Origin of the sequence: uncultured Phyllobacterium sp. (assembly GCF_902479695.1) — a bacterium.
Classification (GTDB): Bacteria; Pseudomonadota; Alphaproteobacteria; order Rhizobiales; family Rhizobiaceae; genus Phyllobacterium; species Phyllobacterium calauticae.
Map to the genome: position 1 here is coordinate 1 of NZ_CABSQF010000015.1, position 17,593 is coordinate 17,593.

The following is a 17,593-nucleotide window of genomic DNA, read 5'->3' on the forward strand; positions in this document are numbered from 1 at the left end:
GTCACAGCAATATCCAAGTCATTGAATATATTCATATAACCGGAATCAATCGCGTGCGGCTGCACGGCTCGCAGGCAAAACCGACTGCGCGATCCGCAAGCCGGAATCAACAGTCGGTTCCCAGCCGGTTGATTCCAGCAGGGCGGCGCTTGCCACGAGATTGCCGTTGAGTGTTTGCCAGCGCTGCTGCTGGCCGGTCACGGCAGCGGCGAGATGCAGGAGTCCGGCGGGAATGCCGACCAGTCCGGCATCCCGGCCCAGGCCATGCCGGATCGCCGTGACGATTGCCGCTGCTGTCATGGGCCTCTTGTCCGCGACGATATAGATGCCCCCGTCCGTGTTCGTGCTGCACAGGCTGTGCAGGATGGCGCGGCACAGCGCCGAGCGGTCAAGCACCGAGCGTTGTCCCGTCAGTGATTGCAGCGGCAGGGGTATCTTGCGGGCCGCGAGCCTGATCAGCGCCGCCATGTTGCCCTTCACGCCGGGCCCGTAGACAAGGACGGGACGCAGGATGGTAAAGTTGCGCCTTGGCATGGCCGCGGCGATTTCCGCCTCGGCGGCAAGTTTTGCCCGGCCGTAATCATCGCTTGGCCGGGGCGGCGACAACTCGGTGACGAGACCCTCCTGCGTGGCTCCCGATTGCGCCCGGATTGACGAAAGGAACACCAGTTTGCCGCTGATCGCCTGATCCGCAGCCATGGCGAGTTTGGCGGCGAGGACACAGTTCACATCGTGGTAGAGCTGTGCTGCCTCCGGCAGCCGCGTGTGGGCGATGGCGGCCAGATGCACCACATGATCGAACCCGGCGAGCAGCCGCGCGAAATCTTCGTCTGGGGCAGCGGGCGAGGGCAGAGGAATCGTTTCAATCGGGAGGGTCGCCGGGCTCGTCGATGAGCGCGAAGCGCCGGTCACCTGATAACCGGCGGCCATGAGGTGCGGCACAAGCTCCTGTCCGATGAAGCCGGAAGCGCCCGTGACGAGGACCTTGCCCTTGACCATTGTGTGAAACCCCATTCCTGAACCTCACTCATATCAAGAGGTGTCGCTGCCAATCAATGCGCCAATCCATATTCATGGCGGGGAAAGCGGATTTCCTGCTGCGACCGCGCAAAAATTTCGTGACAATTCAATATCCCGGTAAACATTTGTTCAATCTCGGCCGAGTCGTATTGACAAGTCCCGCATGATCCGAAATGTTGAATGAAACGTTTCATGAAGGCATGAATCGCAGGGAGAGGCACATTTGCGCCGGTTTGGGAGAATCTCGGGCGCAAATTGTTCTGACAGTTTTTGGCATCGTACCGCGGCACCCATTGAGGGCGGACCGGTTTTGATGTGCATCGTCAGGCCAAGGCATTTTCCGCGACATGAGAAGGATTTCAGGGTGGGCGCTTCGCGCACAGCCGGGAAAATACAAGGCAAAACCAAGGGAGGATAAACCTGTGAAGAAACTGCTCGCATCACTCGCCATCGTTGCGGCACTGGCCGCACCGGCCATGGCCGACAGCGCCGTCGATACATCCAAGGTGAAGAAGGAATACGTCACCTCCGCCAGCGGCAAGACCTATTCGATTGCCACGGTCGTCAAGGTCGACGGCATCGCCTGGTTCGACCGCATGCGCACCGGCGTTGCACAGTTCAAGGCGGAAACCGGCGCAGACGCGTGGATGGTCGGCCCGAGCCAGGCCGATGCCGCCGCGCAGGTGCAGATCGTTGAAAATCTGATCGCGCAGGGCGTCGATGCCATCTGCATCGTGCCGTTCTCGGTGGAAGCGGTCGAGCCGGTTCTGAAGAAGGCGCGCGATCGCGGTATCGTCGTCATCGCGCACGAAGCCTCCAACATCGTCAATGTCGATTATGAGCTCGAAGCCTTCGACAACAAGGCCTACGGCGCGAAGCTGATGGAAGTTCTGGCCAAGGATATGGGCGGCAAGGGCAAGTATCTCGCCACCGTCGGCAGCCTGACCTCGAAGTCGCAGATGGACTGGATCGATGGTGCCATCGAATACCAGAAGAAGAATTTCCCGGACATGTCCCTGGCAACGGAGCGTCTGGAAACCTATGACGATGCCAACCAGGATTATACCAAGCTGAAGGAAGCCATGACCACCTATCCGGATGTCAAGGGCATCCTGGGTGCGCCCATGCCGACTTCCGCCGGCGCTGGCCGTCTGATCGCCGAAGGCGGTCTGAAGGGCAAGGTCTTCTTTGCCGGTACCGGTCTGGTTTCCGTTGCGGGCCAATACCTCAAGAATGGCGACATCCAGTACATCCAGTTCTGGGATCCGGCCGTTGCCGGTTACGCCATGAACGAACTGGCCGTCATGGCGCTGGAAAAGAAGAACGGCGAGATCAAGGCCGGTCTTGATCTGGGCCTGCCCGGCTACAACAGCCTGCTCGTTCCCGATGCATCCAAGCCAAACCTGCTCTATGGTGCAGGCTGGGTTGGCGTAACCTCGGCCAATATGGGCGATTACAACTTCTGATCGCTATTGTTTGATGGCGGCGGGCGTCCCTATGGACTCCGCCGCCTCAACACTGTGTCGGCACCGGAGAAAGCATGAGCGAACACCTTCTGGAACTGAAAAATATCGGCAAGCGCTTTGGCGGCCTTGTGGCGCTGGATGCTGTCTCGCTCTCGATCAAGCCGGGTGAAATCCACTGTCTCGCCGGAGAGAACGGTTCCGGCAAATCGACGATCATCAAGATCATGGCCGGTGTTTACCAGCCGACCGATGGTGAAATCCTGATCGATGGCAAGCCGGTCTCCGGCATGACGCCTGCCCAGTCGGTGCAGCATGGCATTCAGGTCATCTATCAGGATTTTTCCCTGTTCGGAAATTTGACGGTTGCTGAAAATCTAGCGCTGAACACGCTGCTTCTCGAAGGCAAGCGCACCGTCAACTGGCGCCGTGTGCGCGAACTCGCCGAAAAGGCGCTTGCCCGGCTAGGCGTGACGATGGACCTCGACGCCGATGTCGAGACGCTGCCGACATCCGGCAAGCAGATCGTGGCGATCGCCCGTGCGGTCATGGCCGATGCGCGCCTGATCATCATGGATGAGCCGACGACGGCGCTGACCCGGCATGAGGTCGACGCGCTGTTCCGCATTGTGCGCGATATTCAGGCGCAGGGTATCGCCGTGCTGTTCGTCAGTCACAAGATGCGCGAAATGCTGGAGATCAGCGAACGGCTGACGGTCCTGCGCAACGGCAAGAAGGCCGCCGAAGGCCCGATCAGCGATTTCGATGAGCCTGCGATCACCCGCGCCATGACCGGTCATGACCTGACCGATCAGGTCTATCGCTGGCAGCCGACAAAGGGCGATACGCTGCCGCGCCTCGACGTGCGCAATCTCAGTATTGCCGGCAGCCTGGATGATATCAACCTGACATTGCATGCGGGCGAGATTGTCGGCCTGTCCGGCCTCATCGGCTCCGGCCGCACGGAGCTGGCCCTGGCGCTGTTCGGCATGCATCCCAAGTTCACCGGAACCGTCAAGATCGACGGCACCAGCGTGCATCCGAAGACCGTGCAGGAGGCCATTGCCAGCGGCCTGGCCTATGTGCCGGAAGACCGGCTGACGGAAGGCCTGTTCCTGACCCAGTCGATCGAGCGCAACATGCTGGCGACATCGCTCGACAATTTTGTCCGGGGCCTGTTCATCGACCGCAAGAAGACGGCGAAGGCCACCACCGCGATGTTCGGTGCCATGCAGATTGCCGCGCCCGGACCCTATACGCCCGTCAACCATCTCTCCGGCGGCAATCAGCAGCGTGTGGTTCTGGCGCGCTGGCTGTTGACCGGGGCGCGCGTGCTCATCCTCAACGGCCCGACCGTTGGCGTCGATGTCGGTTCCAAGGCGCAGATCCATCGCAAGATCCGCGATCTCGCCACCCAGGATGGCCTTGCCGTTTTGATGATATCCGACGATGTGCCCGAGCTTGTGCAGAACTGCAACCGCGTCATCATCATGCACCGCGGCCGTTTCGTCGATGAAGTCGGACCTGATGCTTTGGATGAAGACACTCTAAACGACCGCCTGAAGGCCTTGAAATGACTCTGTTTCGCCGATCGGAATTCATCATCGCGTGCATCCTCTTTGCCGCCATGATCATCATTGGACTGATCAACCCGGCCTTCTGGTCGCTGGACAACCTGTTCGGGCTTCTGCGCAGCAATGTCATCATCGGCATCATGGCGCTCGGCGTTCTCGTGGTGATGATCTCGGGTGGTATCGACGTGTCGTTCACCGCCTTTGCCGCCGCGGCCATGTACCTGACCATCAAACTGATGATCTATATGGGCTACGAAGGCGTCTTTCTGCCCTTTGTCGCGGCAACGCTGATCGGCCTGTTTCTCGGCGCGTTCAATGCGTTTTTCATCCACACGTTCCGGATGATCCCGCTGATCGTCACGCTGGGCACCGGCAGTGTGGTGCGCGGATTGCTGCTTGGCCTTGTCGGCACCAGCGTCATCAACATCGACAAGATGCCCCAGCAGCTGATCGCGTTCGCCAAGACCGATCTGGTCAGCCTGACCTCGGCCACCGGCACCAATTTCGGCCTGACGGCGATGATCCTGATCTATCTCGGTCTTGCCCTCGTCACCCACCTTTTCCTGCGCTACACCATGGCGGGCCGCAGCATCTTTGCGTTGGGCGGCGCGCCGGAAGCGGCGAGCCGTGTCGGCTTCAACACCCGCCGCACGCTGTTCTTCGTCTATTGCTTTGCCGGGGCGCTGGCCGGTTTTGCCGGTCTCCTGCACGGCTCGATGATCTGGCTCGCCAATCCGCGTGATTTTGCCGGGCTCGAACTCGATGTCATCGCCGCCGTCGTGCTTGGCGGTGCCTCGATCTTCGGCGGACGCGGCAGCGTCATGGGCACGCTGCTCGGGGTGTTCATGCTTGTCATGGTCAAGAACAGCCTGATCATCATGAAGGTCGACACCACGTGGCAGCGTGTCGTCGTCGGCCTGATCATTATCGTTGCGACAGCGCTGACCGCCTGGCGCGACCGCAAGAAACTGGTGTGAGAGCAGGGAACGTCATCATGCAAAACAGCTCATTCGCCAAGCGCATTTTCGGACAGGATCGCAACATCCTGCAACTGCTCGTCATCACCGTGCTCGTCTTCGCGCTGATGTCCTATCTCAACCCGGACAAGTTCCTGCGCTACTACAACTTTGAATCCATCACCTACATCATGCCGGAACTGGGCATCCTCGCCATTGCCATGATGATCGCCATGCTCACCGGCGGCATCGACCTCTCCGTCGTGGGCATTGCCAATCTCGCCGGCATCCTCGCTGGTGTGTTCTTCCATTCGGTGATTGTCGGAACCAGCCAGTCCACCGGCATGGTGCTGCTGTACACCGGCATCGGCGTCCTGATGGCGCTCGCCATCGGCCTTCTCGCCGGGGTGCTCAACGGTTTCCTCATCTCGAAACTGCGCATCACGCCGATCCTGGCGACGCTGGGCACCGGGCAGATTTTTACCGGTCTTGCCGTGGTCCTCACCGGCGGCCCGGCGATTGTCGGCTTCCCGGATGCGTGGAATTTCATCGGCAACGGCAAGATTCTGGGCATTGCCACCCCGTTCATCCTGTTCGTCATCGTTGCGGGTGCCGTCGCAATCTTGCTGACGCGCACCACGCTCGGCGTCAACCTGATGCTGATCGGTACCAATCCGCGCGCCGCCATCTTTGCCGGTCTGCGCAAGGACCGGATGATTTTCTACTCCTACATGATGACCGGGCTGCTCGCGGCCATTGCCGGGATCATCCTGTCGGGCCGGACCAATGCGGCCAAGTCGGATTACGGCGCATCCTATCTCCTGCAGGCCATCCTGATTGCCGTGCTTGGCGGTACCAATCCGGCGGGCGGCAAGGGCAGGGTGCTCGGGGTTTCGATTGCCCTGATCGCACTGATGCTGCTGTCCTCCGGCTTCCAGATCCTGCGTTTTTCCAACCACCTGATCGACTTCATCTGGGGTGGTTTCCTGCTGCTGGTCATCGCGCTCAACGCTTTCAGGAACAGCGACAGGTAGGGCATGTTTCTTTCGTGAAGTCATTGATATAGAGCAATTTCAAACACTACGGATAAGGCAAGGAACATAATATGGCTCGTCGCATTGCAGTCGTTGGCAGCAACATGACCGATCTCGTCACGTCGATCATCCGCATGCCGGCGCCCGGCGAAACCCTGGAAGCACCGGCATTCGCCATGGGGTTCGGCGGCAAGGGTGCCAATCAGGCCGTGGCCGCCGCCCGGCTTGATGCCGACGTGATGATGGTCACCAAGGTGGGCGATGACGTGTTCGGCCAGAGCACCATCGACAATCTGCGGAACAACGGTATCGATATCAGCCATGTCGGCATGGTGGCCGGGCAGTCGAGCGGCGTCGCACCGATTTTCGTCGACGAAACAGGCGAGAATTCGATCCTGATCATCAAGGGCGCGAACAATGATCTCAAGCCCGCCGATATCGATGCGGCCGCCGAAGACCTGAAGCAATGCGACCTGATCCTGATGCAGCTGGAAGTGCCGCTGGAGACGGTCTACTACACCGCTGCCTTCGCCGAGAAACACGGTATCGAGACCATCCTCAACCCCGCCCCTGCCGCACCCGATCTGGACGCCGCGAAGGTTGCCAAAGTCACCTTCGTGGTGCCGAACGAGAGCGAGCTGGCGCTTTTGACCGGCATGCCCACCGACACGGACGAACAGATCGAACGGGCGGCCCATGCGCTGATCACCCGGGGTATCCGCACTGTCATCGTCACGCTCGGCTCGCGGGGCGCGCGGCTGATCACCGCCGACAAGTCGACCATGATCGAACCGGTCAAGGTCAAGCCGAAGGACACCACCGGTGCCGGCGATGCCTTCATCGGCAGCTTTGCCCGCTTCTACGTCGAGACCAAGGAGCTGGAAGCGTCGCTGAAGAAGGCGGCGCTCTATGCGGCGGATTCCATCACGCGTCCGGGCACGCAGAAATCCTATGCGACGACGGCGGAGTTCGAGGCCTTCGTCGCTGCCAACAAGGCTTAAGGCCAATACCCGCTAGAATGAGGAAACAACCGTGCTGAAAAATCTCGATCCGCTGCTGAATGCCGATGTCCTCTATGCGCTGAAGTCCATGGGGCACGGCGATCGCCTGGTCATTTGCGATACGAATTTCCCCGGCGATTCCATCGCCCGGCAGACCCGTCTCGGCCGGTTGCTGCGGATCGATAATGTGAGCGCGCCGCGTGCCGCCAGGGCCATTCTTTCGGTCATGCCGCTCGATACCTTCATCGACGACGCCGCCGCGCGCATGGAAATCGTCGGCAGCCCCGATGAGATTCCGGACGTGCAGAAGGAACTGCAGGCGGAAATCGACGCCGCCGAGGGCAAGCACTGGCCGATGGTCTCGATCGACCGCATGGCCTTCTACGAGCACGCCAAGAATGCCTATTGCGTCATCGCCACCGGCGAGCGGCGTTTTTACGGCTGCTTCATCCTGACCAAAGGCGTGATTGCGCCGGACGCCGCCTGAAATCTTTTGTTGCCGTTGCACTAAGCGTGATGCGTGGTTCGACAAGCTCACCATGAGGGATGGAACGAGCTGCAGGAAACTATGTTCTGCAGCGTTTGTGATTAACCTTGTACCAGACCACTTCCCTCATGGTGAGCTTGTCGAACCACGCACCACCCAACGCCTTCAGACGTCCCGGCGCGGTGCAGCCGTCGAACCCCGCACCACCAGCGTTGCCTCGAGATAGTCATCCTGCAGAGGTACATTGTCGGCACCCGTGATGGCGGCAAACGCCCGCGCGGCGATCTGCTCGACGGGCTGGCTGATGGTGGTCAGGCGCGGCGTCACCAGATTGGCCAGCGGAATATCGTCGAACCCGATGATCGACACGTCGTCCGGCACCTTGAGGTCGAGATCGCTGGCAGCGCGCAGAAGACCGATGGCCTGCTGGTCGCTGGCCGTGGCAATGGCGGTCGGGCGCTCATGCGGCGGACGGTCGAGCAGGAAGCGCCCGAGCGTTTCGCCCGACGCATAGTCGAAATGGCCCTCGACCGCCTCGCAGCGCACGCCTGCCGTGCCAAGCATGTTGAGGAAACCGGCGCGCCGTTCGCGCGAAACCGGCGCATCGGCGGAACCGGCGATATAGGCAATACGCTCATGGCCGAGCGCCACGAGATGCGCAGCGGCAAGCGCTGCTCCCCGGTAGTGATTGACGGAAATGAGCGGCAATCCGGTAAAGCGCCGGTCGACGGCAACCGTCGCCACGTCGCTGCTCCAGCCCTTTGAGGCACCGAACTGCGTCGGCACGACGATGAGGCCGGTGGGATAGCTTTTGAGCAGGCTGTCGATCTGCGCCAGTTCGATCTTCGGATCGTCATTGGTGATCGACAGCAGCACCGAGAAACCGGCCTGCGAGGCAATCGCCTCCACATGTTTTGCCAGTTCGGCAAAGAACGGGTTGGTGATATCGGGAATGACGAGGCCGATCATGTCCGTGCGGCTGCGGCGCAGACCGCGCGCGACGCCGTTCGGCCGGAAATTCAGTTCGCGAATGGTGGCTTCCACCAGTTCGCGCAGTTCCTTGCCGACGGTCTCGTTCTTCGCCAGAACGCGTGAAACAGTGCCGACGGAAACATTGGCCCGTGCTGCTACATCCTTGATGTTGACCATCTTCCCATGCCTGACCTGTTGCGGGTGCCGACCAATGCGGACAACTCTGTTTTCCCCTTATGCTTTCGTCAATCTTTCACGATATTTGTCAAGGATTACTGCAAGGATAATCACAAATCCGGTGATCATCTGGCGCATGAAATCGCTGAGACCGAGCAGGATGAGGCCGTTGGCGAGCACGCCGATGATGCAGGCGCCGAGCAGGGTGCCGACAATGCTGCCGCGTCCGCCGCTCAGGCTGGTGCCGCCGATGATGACAGCGGCAATGGCATTGAGCTCGAAGCCGATGCCGATGATCGGGCTGGCGATGTTCAGGCGGGCCATGTAGATGATGGCGCCGATGCCGACCAGAACGCCGCAGATGGTGAATGCAGCCACCTTGTAGAAGAACACGTTGTGGCCGGCGAGACGGGCCGCTTCCTCATTGTTGCCGATGCCGTAGAGCACGCGGCCGAACACGGTCTTGGTCAACACGAACCAGCCGATTGCCACCAGCACCAGTGCGATCAGGAACAGCAGCGGAATGCCGTAGAACGTCTGCGAGCCGAAGGCGTTGAAGGCGGCTGGGAAGGAATAGATGGTCGATGCATTGGTGACCTGCAGTGCCGCGCCGCGGGCAATGTTGAGCGTGCCCAGCGTGACGATGAAGGAGGGGATGGCCCACCAGGCGCTGATGAGGCCGTTGAGGAGGCCGAACCCGATCCCGGCCACGATGGCGCTGATGGTGGCGAGGAACACGGCCACGGCGGGATCGAGCCCCGGCAGGGTCATCACCGTACCAGCCACGACGGCGCAGAAGGACAGGACGGAGCCCACCGAAAGATCGATGCCGCCGATGAGGATGACGAAGGTCATGCCGATGGAAAGCACCAGATTGATCGTCACCTGCGTCAGGATATTGGTGACATTGCTGGAGGACAGGAAGTGCGGCGTGAAGGAAAACACGATGATCAGCGCGATGAGCGCGATGCCGATGCCCGCTTCGCGCAGCACGGTCTTGGTCGTGCTGGCGATGGTTTTGCTGCCCGCCTGTGCCGTGGTCAAATCAGTGGTGTCCATGGTTGCGTTCGTCCTTGTAGGCAAAGTTCAAAATGCGCTCTTCGGAAAAGTCTGCGCGTGCCACTTCACCGGCAATCCGGTGTTTCGACATGACGAGGATGCGGTCGCTGAGGGTGATGAGCTCGGGCAGTTCCGACGAGACGATGAGCAGCGCCAGCCCCTTTTCCGAAAGGCCGCGCAGCAGCGCGTAGATTTCGGCCTTGGCGCCCACATCGACGCCGCGGGTCGGCTCGTCGAGCAGCAGGATTTTCGGGTTGTTCGCCAGCCATTTGGCCAGGACGACCTTTTGCTGGTTCCCGCCCGACAGGGTGGAGACCGCATCGGCGGTGTCACCGTATTTCAGCTTGATCTCGCCGCCGAGCGCGCGCGTCAGCCGGGTTTCCTCGCGTTTGTCGAGAAGGCCGAGCCGCGAAACCTTGCGCAGGCTCGCCAGCGTGACATTGGCCGCAATTGCCATGCCGAGGATCAGGCCCTCTTCCTTGCGGTCTTCCGTGACGAAGCCGATGCCGTCACGAATGGCCTGCTTGGGATTGCGGTAGTGGCGCGGCTGGCCGTCGCGTTCAATCGTGCCGGACAGCGGCAGGGCGGCGGCGAAAATCGAGCGCAGCAGTTCGGTGCGGCCGGAGCCGACCAGGCCGGCGATGCCGAGGATTTCACCGTAATGCAGATCGAACGAAACGCCTTCCGCGTGCGGGGAGGCGGGATGGCGCAGGTTGCGCAGGGAAAGTGCGGTGCGGCCGCTCGTGTCGAGATCGCGCGCGGCGGCCATGGCGGCGGCAAGCTGGCGCCCGACCATGTTGGTAACCAGCTGATCGGTCGTCGTTCCCGCAATATCCGCCGTCATGACGGATTCGCCGTTGCGCAGGACCGTGACCCGATCACAGATGGAGAAAACCTCGTTGAGGTGGTGTGAGACAAACACGACAGCGACGCCCTTGGCCTTCAGGGCGGCGATGATCTGGAACAGCCGTTCGGTCTCACGCGCGGTCAGGGTTGCCGTCGGCTCGTCGAGAATGAGAATGCGGCTTTCGCCCATCAGCGCGCGGGCGATTTCCACCAGCTGGCGGTGCGCCACGCCGAGGGATTCCACAGGTCGGCGCACATCGACATCCCCCAGCCCGATCGCATCGAGCGCCTTGCGGGCTTTTGCGTAGAGCGTGGGATAATCAACCATGCCGAACGCCTTGCGCGGCATGTCCTCAAAGCAGATGTTTTCGGCAACGGAGAGGTAGGGCAGCAGGTTGAATTCCTGGTGGACCACCTGAATGCCGGCCTTCTTCGCATCGCCCGGCGTGTGCGGATCATAGGTCCCGCCGTCGAGTGTGATCTCCCCGGCATCCCGCTGGATGATCCCGCACAGGATCTTGATCAGCGTCGACTTGCCCGCGCCATTTTCACCGACCAGCGCATGCACCTCGCCGGGGCGCAACGAAAAGCTGACGCCGTTGAGGGCGACAACGCCGCCGAAGCGTTTCTTGACGCCGGAGAGTTCGAGCACCGGCTCGGCACCAGCACCGGCCGGTGCCGGAGCGGCTGCGCCTGCCATGTCAGTGTTTTCCATGATCATCGACCCGGTTGGCGGCTGTGCTGGAACCAGACACAGCCGCGGTTTACCCCGTGTTACTTCACGTCGTCCGATGTCACGAGCTTGATGTCGGTCTTGACCCAGCCTTCGAGCGGCTTGCCGCCGGCCACGACACCAAGCGCCTTGTCGATGGCGTTGGCGGCCATCTGCTGGCCGAACTGGTCGACCGTGGCAAGCAGCTTCTTCTCCTTCAGCAGCGGCTGGACAGCCGGGATGTTGTCAAAGCCGACGACTTCGATCTTGCCTGTTTTGCCCGCCGCCTCGATGGCCTTGACGACGCCGAGGACCATGGAGTCATTGGCCGCCATCACGCCCTGGATATCCGGATGGGCGGTCAGCATGTTGGAGAATACGGTGTTGGCTTCTTCGGTTTCCCAGTGGGCGGTGCGCGAGTCGAGCAGGTCGAGCTTGCCCGCCGTGACGGAGTCCATGAAGCCGAGCTTGCGCTGGGCCGCATTGTCGGCGCCCGGATTGCCTTCGATGATGACGACCTTGGCGCCTGCACCGAGCTTCTTGGCTAGCGCATCGCCGGCCATCTTGGCGCCTTCGCGGTTGTCCGGGCCGACAAAGGCGAGCTTCAGGCCTGCCTCCTGCTTGGCCTTGTCATCGAGCGCCACGTCGAAATTGACGACAGTGATACCGGCATCCACGGCTCGCTTGATCGGCGGAACGAGCGCGCGGGAATCGGACGGCGCAACAACGATGGCATCGACTTTTTGGGTGATGAAGCTCTCGATGGCATTGATCTGCGTCTCGACATCGGTCTCGGACTGCATGCCGACGGCTTTCAGCGTGTAGTCGCCGCGCTTGGCCTCGTGGGCCTTTGCACCCTCGAGCATGTTCTTGAAGAATTCGTTGGCAAGGGATTTCATCACAAGCCCGACGACGGGCTTGTCGGCGGCATAGCTGGCTGCAGGCATGGCGAGCGTGCCGGCCAGAAGGCTGGCGGCAATTAAACGTGCGAATTTCATTGTATTCCTCCCAGAATGACAAAAGACGTTCAGCGGTTTGCCACGTCCTCCAACATGGCGATGAAACGTTTCATTGCGCGGGCGCAATAGCGGCGTCTCAGCTCAATAGGAGCCCGAAGATCACGGATTTGTCAACATGAAACGTTTCATTCAAGAGATGGGCGGATTACATGCAAACTGAACGCTGCCTGCAGAACCTTACAGATAATCCGCGACGCGGTTGGCAGCCCAGTGGTAAAAACTGCCGGGAACAAGCGGCTGGTTGGTCGGGTCTTTCTTGTGGACGTGGAAGCCGATGAAATCCGGATGGTCGAGCGGTTCCAGTCCATAAGCCGGGTCAAAGATGCGCAAGGCATCGCGCGCCGTCCAGTAGTAGAAATTTTCCTTCGGCGCGGCATCCTTGAAGAAACCGTAACGCTTGGCCATGCGTGAAATGCCGTCATTGGCGAAGGCCGTGATGCCGATGGTGGCCGGGGTTACCTTCTGTCCGGTCATGCGGAACCATGCCGGGCGCATGACGCGGCGGCGAAAGCCCAGCCATGGCGGAACGACGACCGTTCCTTCCATATAGGCGTCGAACTCGCCGATGACGGGATTGTCCGGCGGCAGGTACATCGCCGATACGCCGAGGCGGAAGTGGTTTTCCCGGGCGAGGTAAGGCTTGTCGGTCGCCGGATGAAACTGCTTCATCAGATAGATGTCGGTATCAAGCCAAAGGCCCTGCTGTTTCTTCATCAACGTGACGCGAAACAGGTCGCTGAACTGGGATACGACGTGGCCGGGGTTCTCAATATCGGGAAAATCCGGGTCGATGCGCCGAAGATATTTTTTGTCCAGTATCGGCGCCGCATCGCAAATCTCGATGCCCTTGGGAAGGTTTGCGATCTCGTCGAACGCGTATAGTTTCACCCGCTGTCCGGTCATCACCATCGATGCCAGACAGACCCGGTCCACCTCCCGAAGGCGCGGGCCATACCAGAAGGTGCAAATATCCATGAACTATTCCAGCGGAAAAAAATATTAAATTGCCAGTCCATCTATGAGAGTTGCTGATCCTGGTCAATCGCATTGTTAGACTAATATCATAGACGTTTGGCCGCATTTCAACGACGCAAAACGTAGGGGAAGGCACGGCCGGGCAGCGGAAATCAGGGTGGATCAATTTTCCACGGATCCGCATTTTTAAAAAAGCCGGACTCCCGTATTCCGCTTCGCTGGAATGAAGTTCTTTCATTCATTGTGCCGGCAGCAATAAATTGGCGCGAATTTGCCCCGGGTTGTGAAACCATCCTTTTCTTCCGGCGATGCGTTCCACTATGGTTGCCGCACGTATCGGCACATCGTAAGACGCCGAAAAACAGTGGACAGTGATTTTCATGACCAAGAGCCTGACGCACCTTCAGCGTCTTGAAGCCGAAGCGATCCATATTTTCCGCGAGGTTGCCGCAACATTCACCAAACCGGTGATGCTGTATTCGATCGGCAAGGATTCCTCCGTGATGCTGCATCTGGCGATGAAGGCCTTTTACCCGGCCAAACCGCCGTTTCCGTTCCTGCATGTGGATACCACGTGGAAATTCAAGGAGATGATCGCGTTTCGTGATTCAGAAGCGAAACGTCTCGGCTTCGACCTGCTGCTGCACAGCAACCAGGATGGCATCGATCAGGGCATCAGCCCCTTCGTGCATGGATCGAACACCCATACTCATATCATGAAGACCGTCGCCCTGCGGCAGGCGCTTGACAAATACGGCTTCGACGCGGCCTTCGGCGGCGCGCGGCGCGACGAGGAGAAGTCGCGGGCCAAGGAGCGCATTTTCTCCTTCCGCAACGCGCAGCATTCCTGGGACCCGAAGAACCAGCGCCCGGAAATGTGGAAGATCTACAACACGCGGGTCGCCAAGGGCGAATCCATCCGCGTTTTCCCGATCTCCAACTGGACCGAGCTCGATGTCTGGCAGTACATCCTGCAGGAGAACATCCCGATCGTCCCGCTCTATTACGCCGCCAAGCGGCCGGTGGTGGAGCGCGACGGCATGCTGATCATGCGCGATGACGAGCGCATGCAGCTGCTGCCCGGCGAAAAGCTGCAGGAGAAGCTTGTTCGCTTTCGCACGCTCGGATGCTATCCCTTGACCGGTGCGATTGAGTCCGATGCGGTGACCTTGCCGGAAATCGTCAGCGAAATGCTGATTGCCCGCACCTCCGAACGGCAGGGCCGCATGATCGACAAGGATGAAGCCGGTTCGATGGAGAAGAAGAAGCGCGAGGGCTATTTCTGATGAACACCGTTGCCCCCATCGAGGCTTCCGCTGCCGAGGAAATCCGCGCCTACATGGCCGAACAGGAAAAGAAATCGCTGCTACGCTTTCTCACCTGCGGTTCGGTCGATGACGGCAAGTCGACGCTGATCGGCCGTCTGCTCTACGACACCAAGCTGATCTTCGAGGACCAACTGGCCGCCCTGCAGAATGACAGCCGCAAACATGGCACCAATGGCGAGGACATCGATTTCGCGCTGCTGGTCGATGGTCTGGAAGCCGAGCGCGAGCAGGGCATCACCATCGATGTCGCCTACCGCTTCTTCTCCACGCCCAAGCGCAAGTTCATCGTCGCCGACACGCCCGGCCACGAGCAATATACCCGCAACATGGCGACCGGCGCTTCCACCGCCGATCTTGCCATCGTGCTTGTCGACGCGCGGCAGGGCATCCTGCGGCAGACACGCCGCCACAGTTTCATCGCCTCGCTGCTCGGCATCCGCAACATCGTCCTGGCCATCAACAAGATCGATCTCGTCGACTACTCCCAGGCGATTTTTGACAGGATCGTCGCCGACTACCAGGACTTTGCCAGCAAGCTTGGTTTCCAGTCGATCCAGCCCATTCCGCTTTCGGCGCGCTTTGGCGACAATGTGATTTCCGCCTCCGCCAACATGCCCTGGTACAAGGGCCCGGCGCTGCTCGAACATCTCGAAGACGTGCCGCTTGCCGATGCGGATGAGGAGCGCCCGTTCCGGTTCCCGGTGCAATATGTCAACCGGCCCAATCTCGACTTCCGCGGCTTCTCCGGCACCATCGCGTCCGGTGTCGTCGCGCCGGGAGACGAGGTGGTGGTTGCCAAGTCCGGCAAGTCCTCGCGCGTCAAGCGCGTGGTCACGCTGGACGGCGACCTCGACCGGGCTGTCGAAGGGCAGGCGGTGACGCTGGTGCTGGAGGACGAGGTCGAGGTGTCTCGCGGCAACATGCTGGTGGCACCCGGCGCCCGCCCCGAGGTGGCGGACCAGTTTGCCGCGCATCTCGTCTGGTTTGCCGAACATGCGCTGATCCCCGGCCGTTCCTATATCCTGCGGACCGAGACCGATCAGGCGACAGCCACGGTGACCGATCTCAAATACCGAATCGATATCAACAGCTTCGCCCAGGAAGCGGCCAAATCGCTTGACCTGAATGAAGTCGGCGTTGTCAATATTTCGACGCAGGAGCCGATTGCCTTCGACCCCTACAAGTCGAACCGCTCGACCGGGTCGTTCATCCTGATCGACCGCCTGACCAATGCGACGGTCGGCGCCGGCATGATCGACTTCGGCCTGCGCCGCGCATCGAACGTGCATTGGCAGGCGCTGGATGTCAGCAAGGCATCGCGCGCCGACCAGAAGAACCAGAAGCCGGCGGTCATATGGTTCACCGGCCTTTCCGGTTCGGGCAAGTCGACAGTCGCCAATCTCGTTGAAAAACGCCTGTCGTCGCTCGGCAAGCACACCTATATTCTCGATGGCGACAATGTGCGCCACGGGCTCAACCGCGACCTTGGCTTCACCGAAGAGGACCGGGTGGAAAACATCCGCCGCGTCGGTGAGGTGGCCAAGCTGATGGTGGATGCGGGTCTGATTGTACTGGTCTCGTTCATTTCGCCGTTCCGTTCGGAGCGCCGCATGGTGCGCGAGTTGCTGGCCGATGGCGAATTCCTCGAAATCTTCGTCGATACGCCGTTCGAGGAATGCGCGCGGCGTGACCCGAAGGGGCTTTACGCGAAGGCACTGCGCGGTGAGATCAAGAATTTCACCGGCGTCGACTCGCCCTATGAAGCGCCGGAGAATCCGGAGCTGCATCTGCACACGGTCGGCCGCACGACGGAGGCACTTGCCTCGGAGGTGGAGAAGCTGCTGGTCGAGCACGGCATCATCTTCAACTACGATCAAAGCTCGTGGTCGATTTAGGCGATGCCTGATTTATTCACCCCCCTCTGTCCTGCCGGACATCTCCCCCACAAGGGGGGAGATCACATTGGCATGGACGCTTTCGCACAACAGGTAACGTTTCAAATTTCTCAGAAATGGCAATGTCGTCTGATCTCCCCCCTTGTGGGGGAGATGTCCGGCAGGACAGAGGGGGGTGCATGACACTAACCCTCCCGCCCCTCGATCACGCCGCCCTGCTTGCCGTCCTGGAAACAGCGGCCATTGCCGCCGGGCAGGAAATCCTGCGCATTTACGCGGAGGGCTGTGATTTCGCGCTGAAGGATGACCAGTCGCCGGTCACGGAAGCCGATCATGCCGCCGAAGCCATCATCCTGGCGGCTCTGCGCAAGGCGACGCCTGACATACCCGTCGTGGCGGAAGAGGAAATCTCCGGCGGCCACGTGCCCGGCGATCTCGGTGCGCGCTTCTATCTGGTCGATCCGCTCGACGGAACGCGGGAATTTGTCAGCCGCAACGGCGATTTCACCGTCAACATTGCGCTGATCGAAAACGCGGCGCCCGTTCTCGGCGTTGTCTATGCCCCCGTCCGCGGTGTGCTGTTCACGGGCGGCACTGCCGGTGCGCAGGAAATTACTATCGGCGAGGGCGGTGCGGTCACCGCGCGCAAAGCCATAGGCTGCCGCACCAGTCCGGACGATCTCATTGCCGTTGCCAGCCGCTCGCACCGCACGCCGGAAACCGATGCCTATCTGGAAAAATTCCGTATTGCCGACTGTGTGTCTGTCGGGTCGTCACTGAAATTCGGCCTGCTGGCGCGCGGCGAGGCCGATATTTACCCGCGTTTCGGCCGGACCATGGAATGGGATACGGCGGCGGGCGATGCGGTCCTGCGCGCTGCCGGAGGCATAACCCTGACGCTGGATGGCAATCCGCTGACCTATGGCCGCCGCAATCAGGCCGACGACGCCGATTTCGCCAATCCGGATTTCGTGGCCTGGGGCAGGTTATAGTTTGATTGCATTGCCGTTGAGCGTGGTTCGACAAGCTCACCATGAGGGATGTGGATTGGTGCAAGATCAATCGCGAAGGTTGC

General features: G+C 60.6%; 16 protein-coding genes. 9 read left to right on the forward strand and 7 right to left on the reverse strand.

Going from position 1 to position 17,593, the window contains the following annotated elements; genetic code table 11:
• Nucleotides 1-45: 45 nt before the first annotated feature.
• Entirely contained in the window at nt 46-1,014 is a 969-nt protein-coding gene (locus RDL77_RS11070) for an NAD-dependent epimerase/dehydratase family protein (RefSeq protein WP_288192850.1), read from the reverse strand.
• 428 nt (nt 1,015-1,442) lie between these two features.
• Here RDL77_RS11070 and RDL77_RS11075 point away from each other — a divergent pair, with 428 nt between their 5' ends.
• The 6 genes from RDL77_RS11075 to RDL77_RS11100 all read left to right on the forward strand — a co-directional run bounded on the left by RDL77_RS11075 (nt 1,443) and on the right by RDL77_RS11100 (nt 7,535).
• Nucleotides 1,443-2,486, forward strand: a complete 1,044-nt coding sequence (locus RDL77_RS11075) for an autoinducer 2 ABC transporter substrate-binding protein (protein ID WP_223611483.1) — start codon at nt 1,443-1,445, stop codon at nt 2,484-2,486.
• A gap of 74 nt (nt 2,487-2,560) precedes the next feature.
• Nucleotides 2,561-4,060 (forward strand): sugar ABC transporter ATP-binding protein, encoded by a 1,500-nt coding sequence (locus RDL77_RS11080; protein ID WP_223611482.1) that lies wholly within the window; start codon nt 2,561-2,563, stop codon nt 4,058-4,060.
• Nucleotides 4,057-5,034, forward strand: coding sequence for an ABC transporter permease (locus RDL77_RS11085; RefSeq protein WP_288192851.1), 978 nt, complete (start codon nt 4,057-4,059; stop codon nt 5,032-5,034). The genes RDL77_RS11080 and RDL77_RS11085 overlap by 4 nt, the downstream gene beginning before the upstream one ends.
• Before the next feature lie 17 nt (nt 5,035-5,051).
• Nucleotides 5,052-6,047 carry an ABC transporter permease gene (locus RDL77_RS11090; RefSeq protein ID WP_288192852.1) on the forward strand — a complete coding sequence of 332 codons (996 nt, stop codon included), beginning with the start codon at nt 5,052-5,054 and terminating at the stop codon, nt 6,045-6,047.
• 71 nt (nt 6,048-6,118) lie between these two features.
• Nucleotides 6,119-7,048: a ribokinase gene (rbsK, locus tag RDL77_RS11095; RefSeq protein ID WP_288192853.1), complete on the forward strand. Its 930-nt coding sequence runs from the start codon at nt 6,119-6,121 to the stop codon at nt 7,046-7,048.
• Nucleotides 7,049-7,079: 31 nt separating this feature from the next.
• Complete coding sequence (locus tag RDL77_RS11100; RefSeq protein WP_223611479.1) at nt 7,080-7,535, forward strand: RbsD/FucU family protein; 456 nt, start codon at nt 7,080-7,082, stop codon at nt 7,533-7,535.
• A 165-nt stretch (nt 7,536-7,700) separates the two neighbouring features.
• On the opposite strand, the gene RDL77_RS11105 is transcribed toward RDL77_RS11100, so the two are convergent.
• The 6 genes from RDL77_RS11105 to RDL77_RS11130 all read right to left on the reverse strand — a co-directional run bounded on the left by RDL77_RS11105 (nt 7,701) and on the right by RDL77_RS11130 (nt 13,677).
• Complete coding sequence (locus RDL77_RS11105; protein ID WP_223611478.1) at nt 7,701-8,684, reverse strand: LacI family DNA-binding transcriptional regulator; 984 nt, start codon at nt 8,682-8,684, stop codon at nt 7,701-7,703.
• A gap of 57 nt (nt 8,685-8,741) precedes the next feature.
• A complete protein-coding gene (locus RDL77_RS11110; RefSeq protein ID WP_288192854.1) occupies nt 8,742-9,743 on the reverse strand; it encodes an ABC transporter permease in 1,002 nt (333 codons plus the stop codon).
• On the reverse strand, nt 9,730-11,289 hold the full coding sequence (locus RDL77_RS11115; RefSeq protein ID WP_288192855.1) for a sugar ABC transporter ATP-binding protein: 1,560 nt from the start codon (nt 11,287-11,289) through the stop codon (nt 9,730-9,732). The genes RDL77_RS11110 and RDL77_RS11115 overlap by 14 nt, the downstream gene beginning before the upstream one ends.
• A gap of 74 nt (nt 11,290-11,363) precedes the next feature.
• Nucleotides 11,364-12,299: a sugar ABC transporter substrate-binding protein gene (locus RDL77_RS11120; protein ID WP_288192856.1), complete on the reverse strand. Its 936-nt coding sequence runs from the start codon at nt 12,297-12,299 to the stop codon at nt 11,364-11,366.
• A gap of 198 nt (nt 12,300-12,497) precedes the next feature.
• A complete protein-coding gene (locus RDL77_RS11125) occupies nt 12,498-13,295 on the reverse strand; it encodes a hypothetical protein (RefSeq protein WP_130268888.1) in 798 nt (265 codons plus the stop codon).
• Between the two features lie 238 nt (nt 13,296-13,533).
• Nucleotides 13,534-13,677 (reverse strand): hypothetical protein, encoded by a 144-nt coding sequence (locus RDL77_RS11130; protein WP_223611474.1) that lies wholly within the window; start codon nt 13,675-13,677, stop codon nt 13,534-13,536.
• Between RDL77_RS11130 and cysD the strand changes: the two genes are divergently transcribed.
• The 3 genes from cysD (at nt 13,676) to cysQ (ending at nt 17,510) form a co-directional block, all read left to right on the forward strand.
• Entirely contained in the window at nt 13,676-14,581 is a 906-nt protein-coding gene (gene cysD, locus RDL77_RS11135) for a sulfate adenylyltransferase subunit CysD (RefSeq protein WP_223611473.1), read from the forward strand. The two genes, RDL77_RS11130 and cysD, sit on opposite strands and share 2 nt — an antisense overlap.
• Nucleotides 14,581-16,518, forward strand: a complete 1,938-nt coding sequence (gene cysN / locus RDL77_RS11140; protein WP_288192857.1) for a sulfate adenylyltransferase subunit CysN — start codon at nt 14,581-14,583, stop codon at nt 16,516-16,518. Before cysD ends, cysN begins: the two co-directional genes overlap by 1 nt.
• Before the next feature lie 179 nt (nt 16,519-16,697).
• On the forward strand, nt 16,698-17,510 hold the full coding sequence (gene cysQ / locus RDL77_RS11145; RefSeq protein ID WP_288192858.1) for a 3'(2'),5'-bisphosphate nucleotidase CysQ: 813 nt from the start codon (nt 16,698-16,700) through the stop codon (nt 17,508-17,510).
• The last annotated feature ends 83 nt before the right edge of the window (nt 17,511-17,593 follow it).

Coding starts and splice junctions, on each gene's coding strand:
- RDL77_RS11070 (WP_288192850.1), bottom strand. CDS start 1,014: ATGGGGTTTCACACAATGGTCAAGGGCAAGGTCCTCGTCACGGGCGCT.
- RDL77_RS11080 (WP_223611482.1), top strand. CDS start 2,561: ATGAGCGAACACCTTCTGGAACTGAAAAATATCGGCAAGCGCTTTGGC.
- RDL77_RS11085 (WP_288192851.1), top strand. CDS start 4,057: ATGACTCTGTTTCGCCGATCGGAATTCATCATCGCGTGCATCCTCTTT.
- RDL77_RS11090 (WP_288192852.1), top strand. CDS start 5,052: ATGCAAAACAGCTCATTCGCCAAGCGCATTTTCGGACAGGATCGCAAC.
- rbsK (WP_288192853.1), top strand. CDS start 6,119: ATGGCTCGTCGCATTGCAGTCGTTGGCAGCAACATGACCGATCTCGTC.
- RDL77_RS11105 (WP_223611478.1), bottom strand. CDS start 8,684: ATGGTCAACATCAAGGATGTAGCAGCACGGGCCAATGTTTCCGTCGGC.
- RDL77_RS11110 (WP_288192854.1), bottom strand. CDS start 9,743: ATGGACACCACTGATTTGACCACGGCACAGGCGGGCAGCAAAACCATC.
- RDL77_RS11115 (WP_288192855.1), bottom strand. CDS start 11,289: ATGGCAGGCGCAGCCGCTCCGGCACCGGCCGGTGCTGGTGCCGAGCCG.
- RDL77_RS11120 (WP_288192856.1), bottom strand. CDS start 12,299: ATGAAATTCGCACGTTTAATTGCCGCCAGCCTTCTGGCCGGCACGCTC.
- RDL77_RS11125 (WP_130268888.1), bottom strand. CDS start 13,295: ATGGATATTTGCACCTTCTGGTATGGCCCGCGCCTTCGGGAGGTGGAC.
- cysD (WP_223611473.1), top strand. CDS start 13,676: ATGACCAAGAGCCTGACGCACCTTCAGCGTCTTGAAGCCGAAGCGATC.
- RDL77_RS11130 (WP_223611474.1), bottom strand. CDS start 13,677: ATGAAAATCACTGTCCACTGTTTTTCGGCGTCTTACGATGTGCCGATA.
- cysN (WP_288192857.1), top strand. CDS start 14,581: ATGAACACCGTTGCCCCCATCGAGGCTTCCGCTGCCGAGGAAATCCGC.
- cysQ (WP_288192858.1), top strand. CDS start 16,698: ATGACACTAACCCTCCCGCCCCTCGATCACGCCGCCCTGCTTGCCGTC.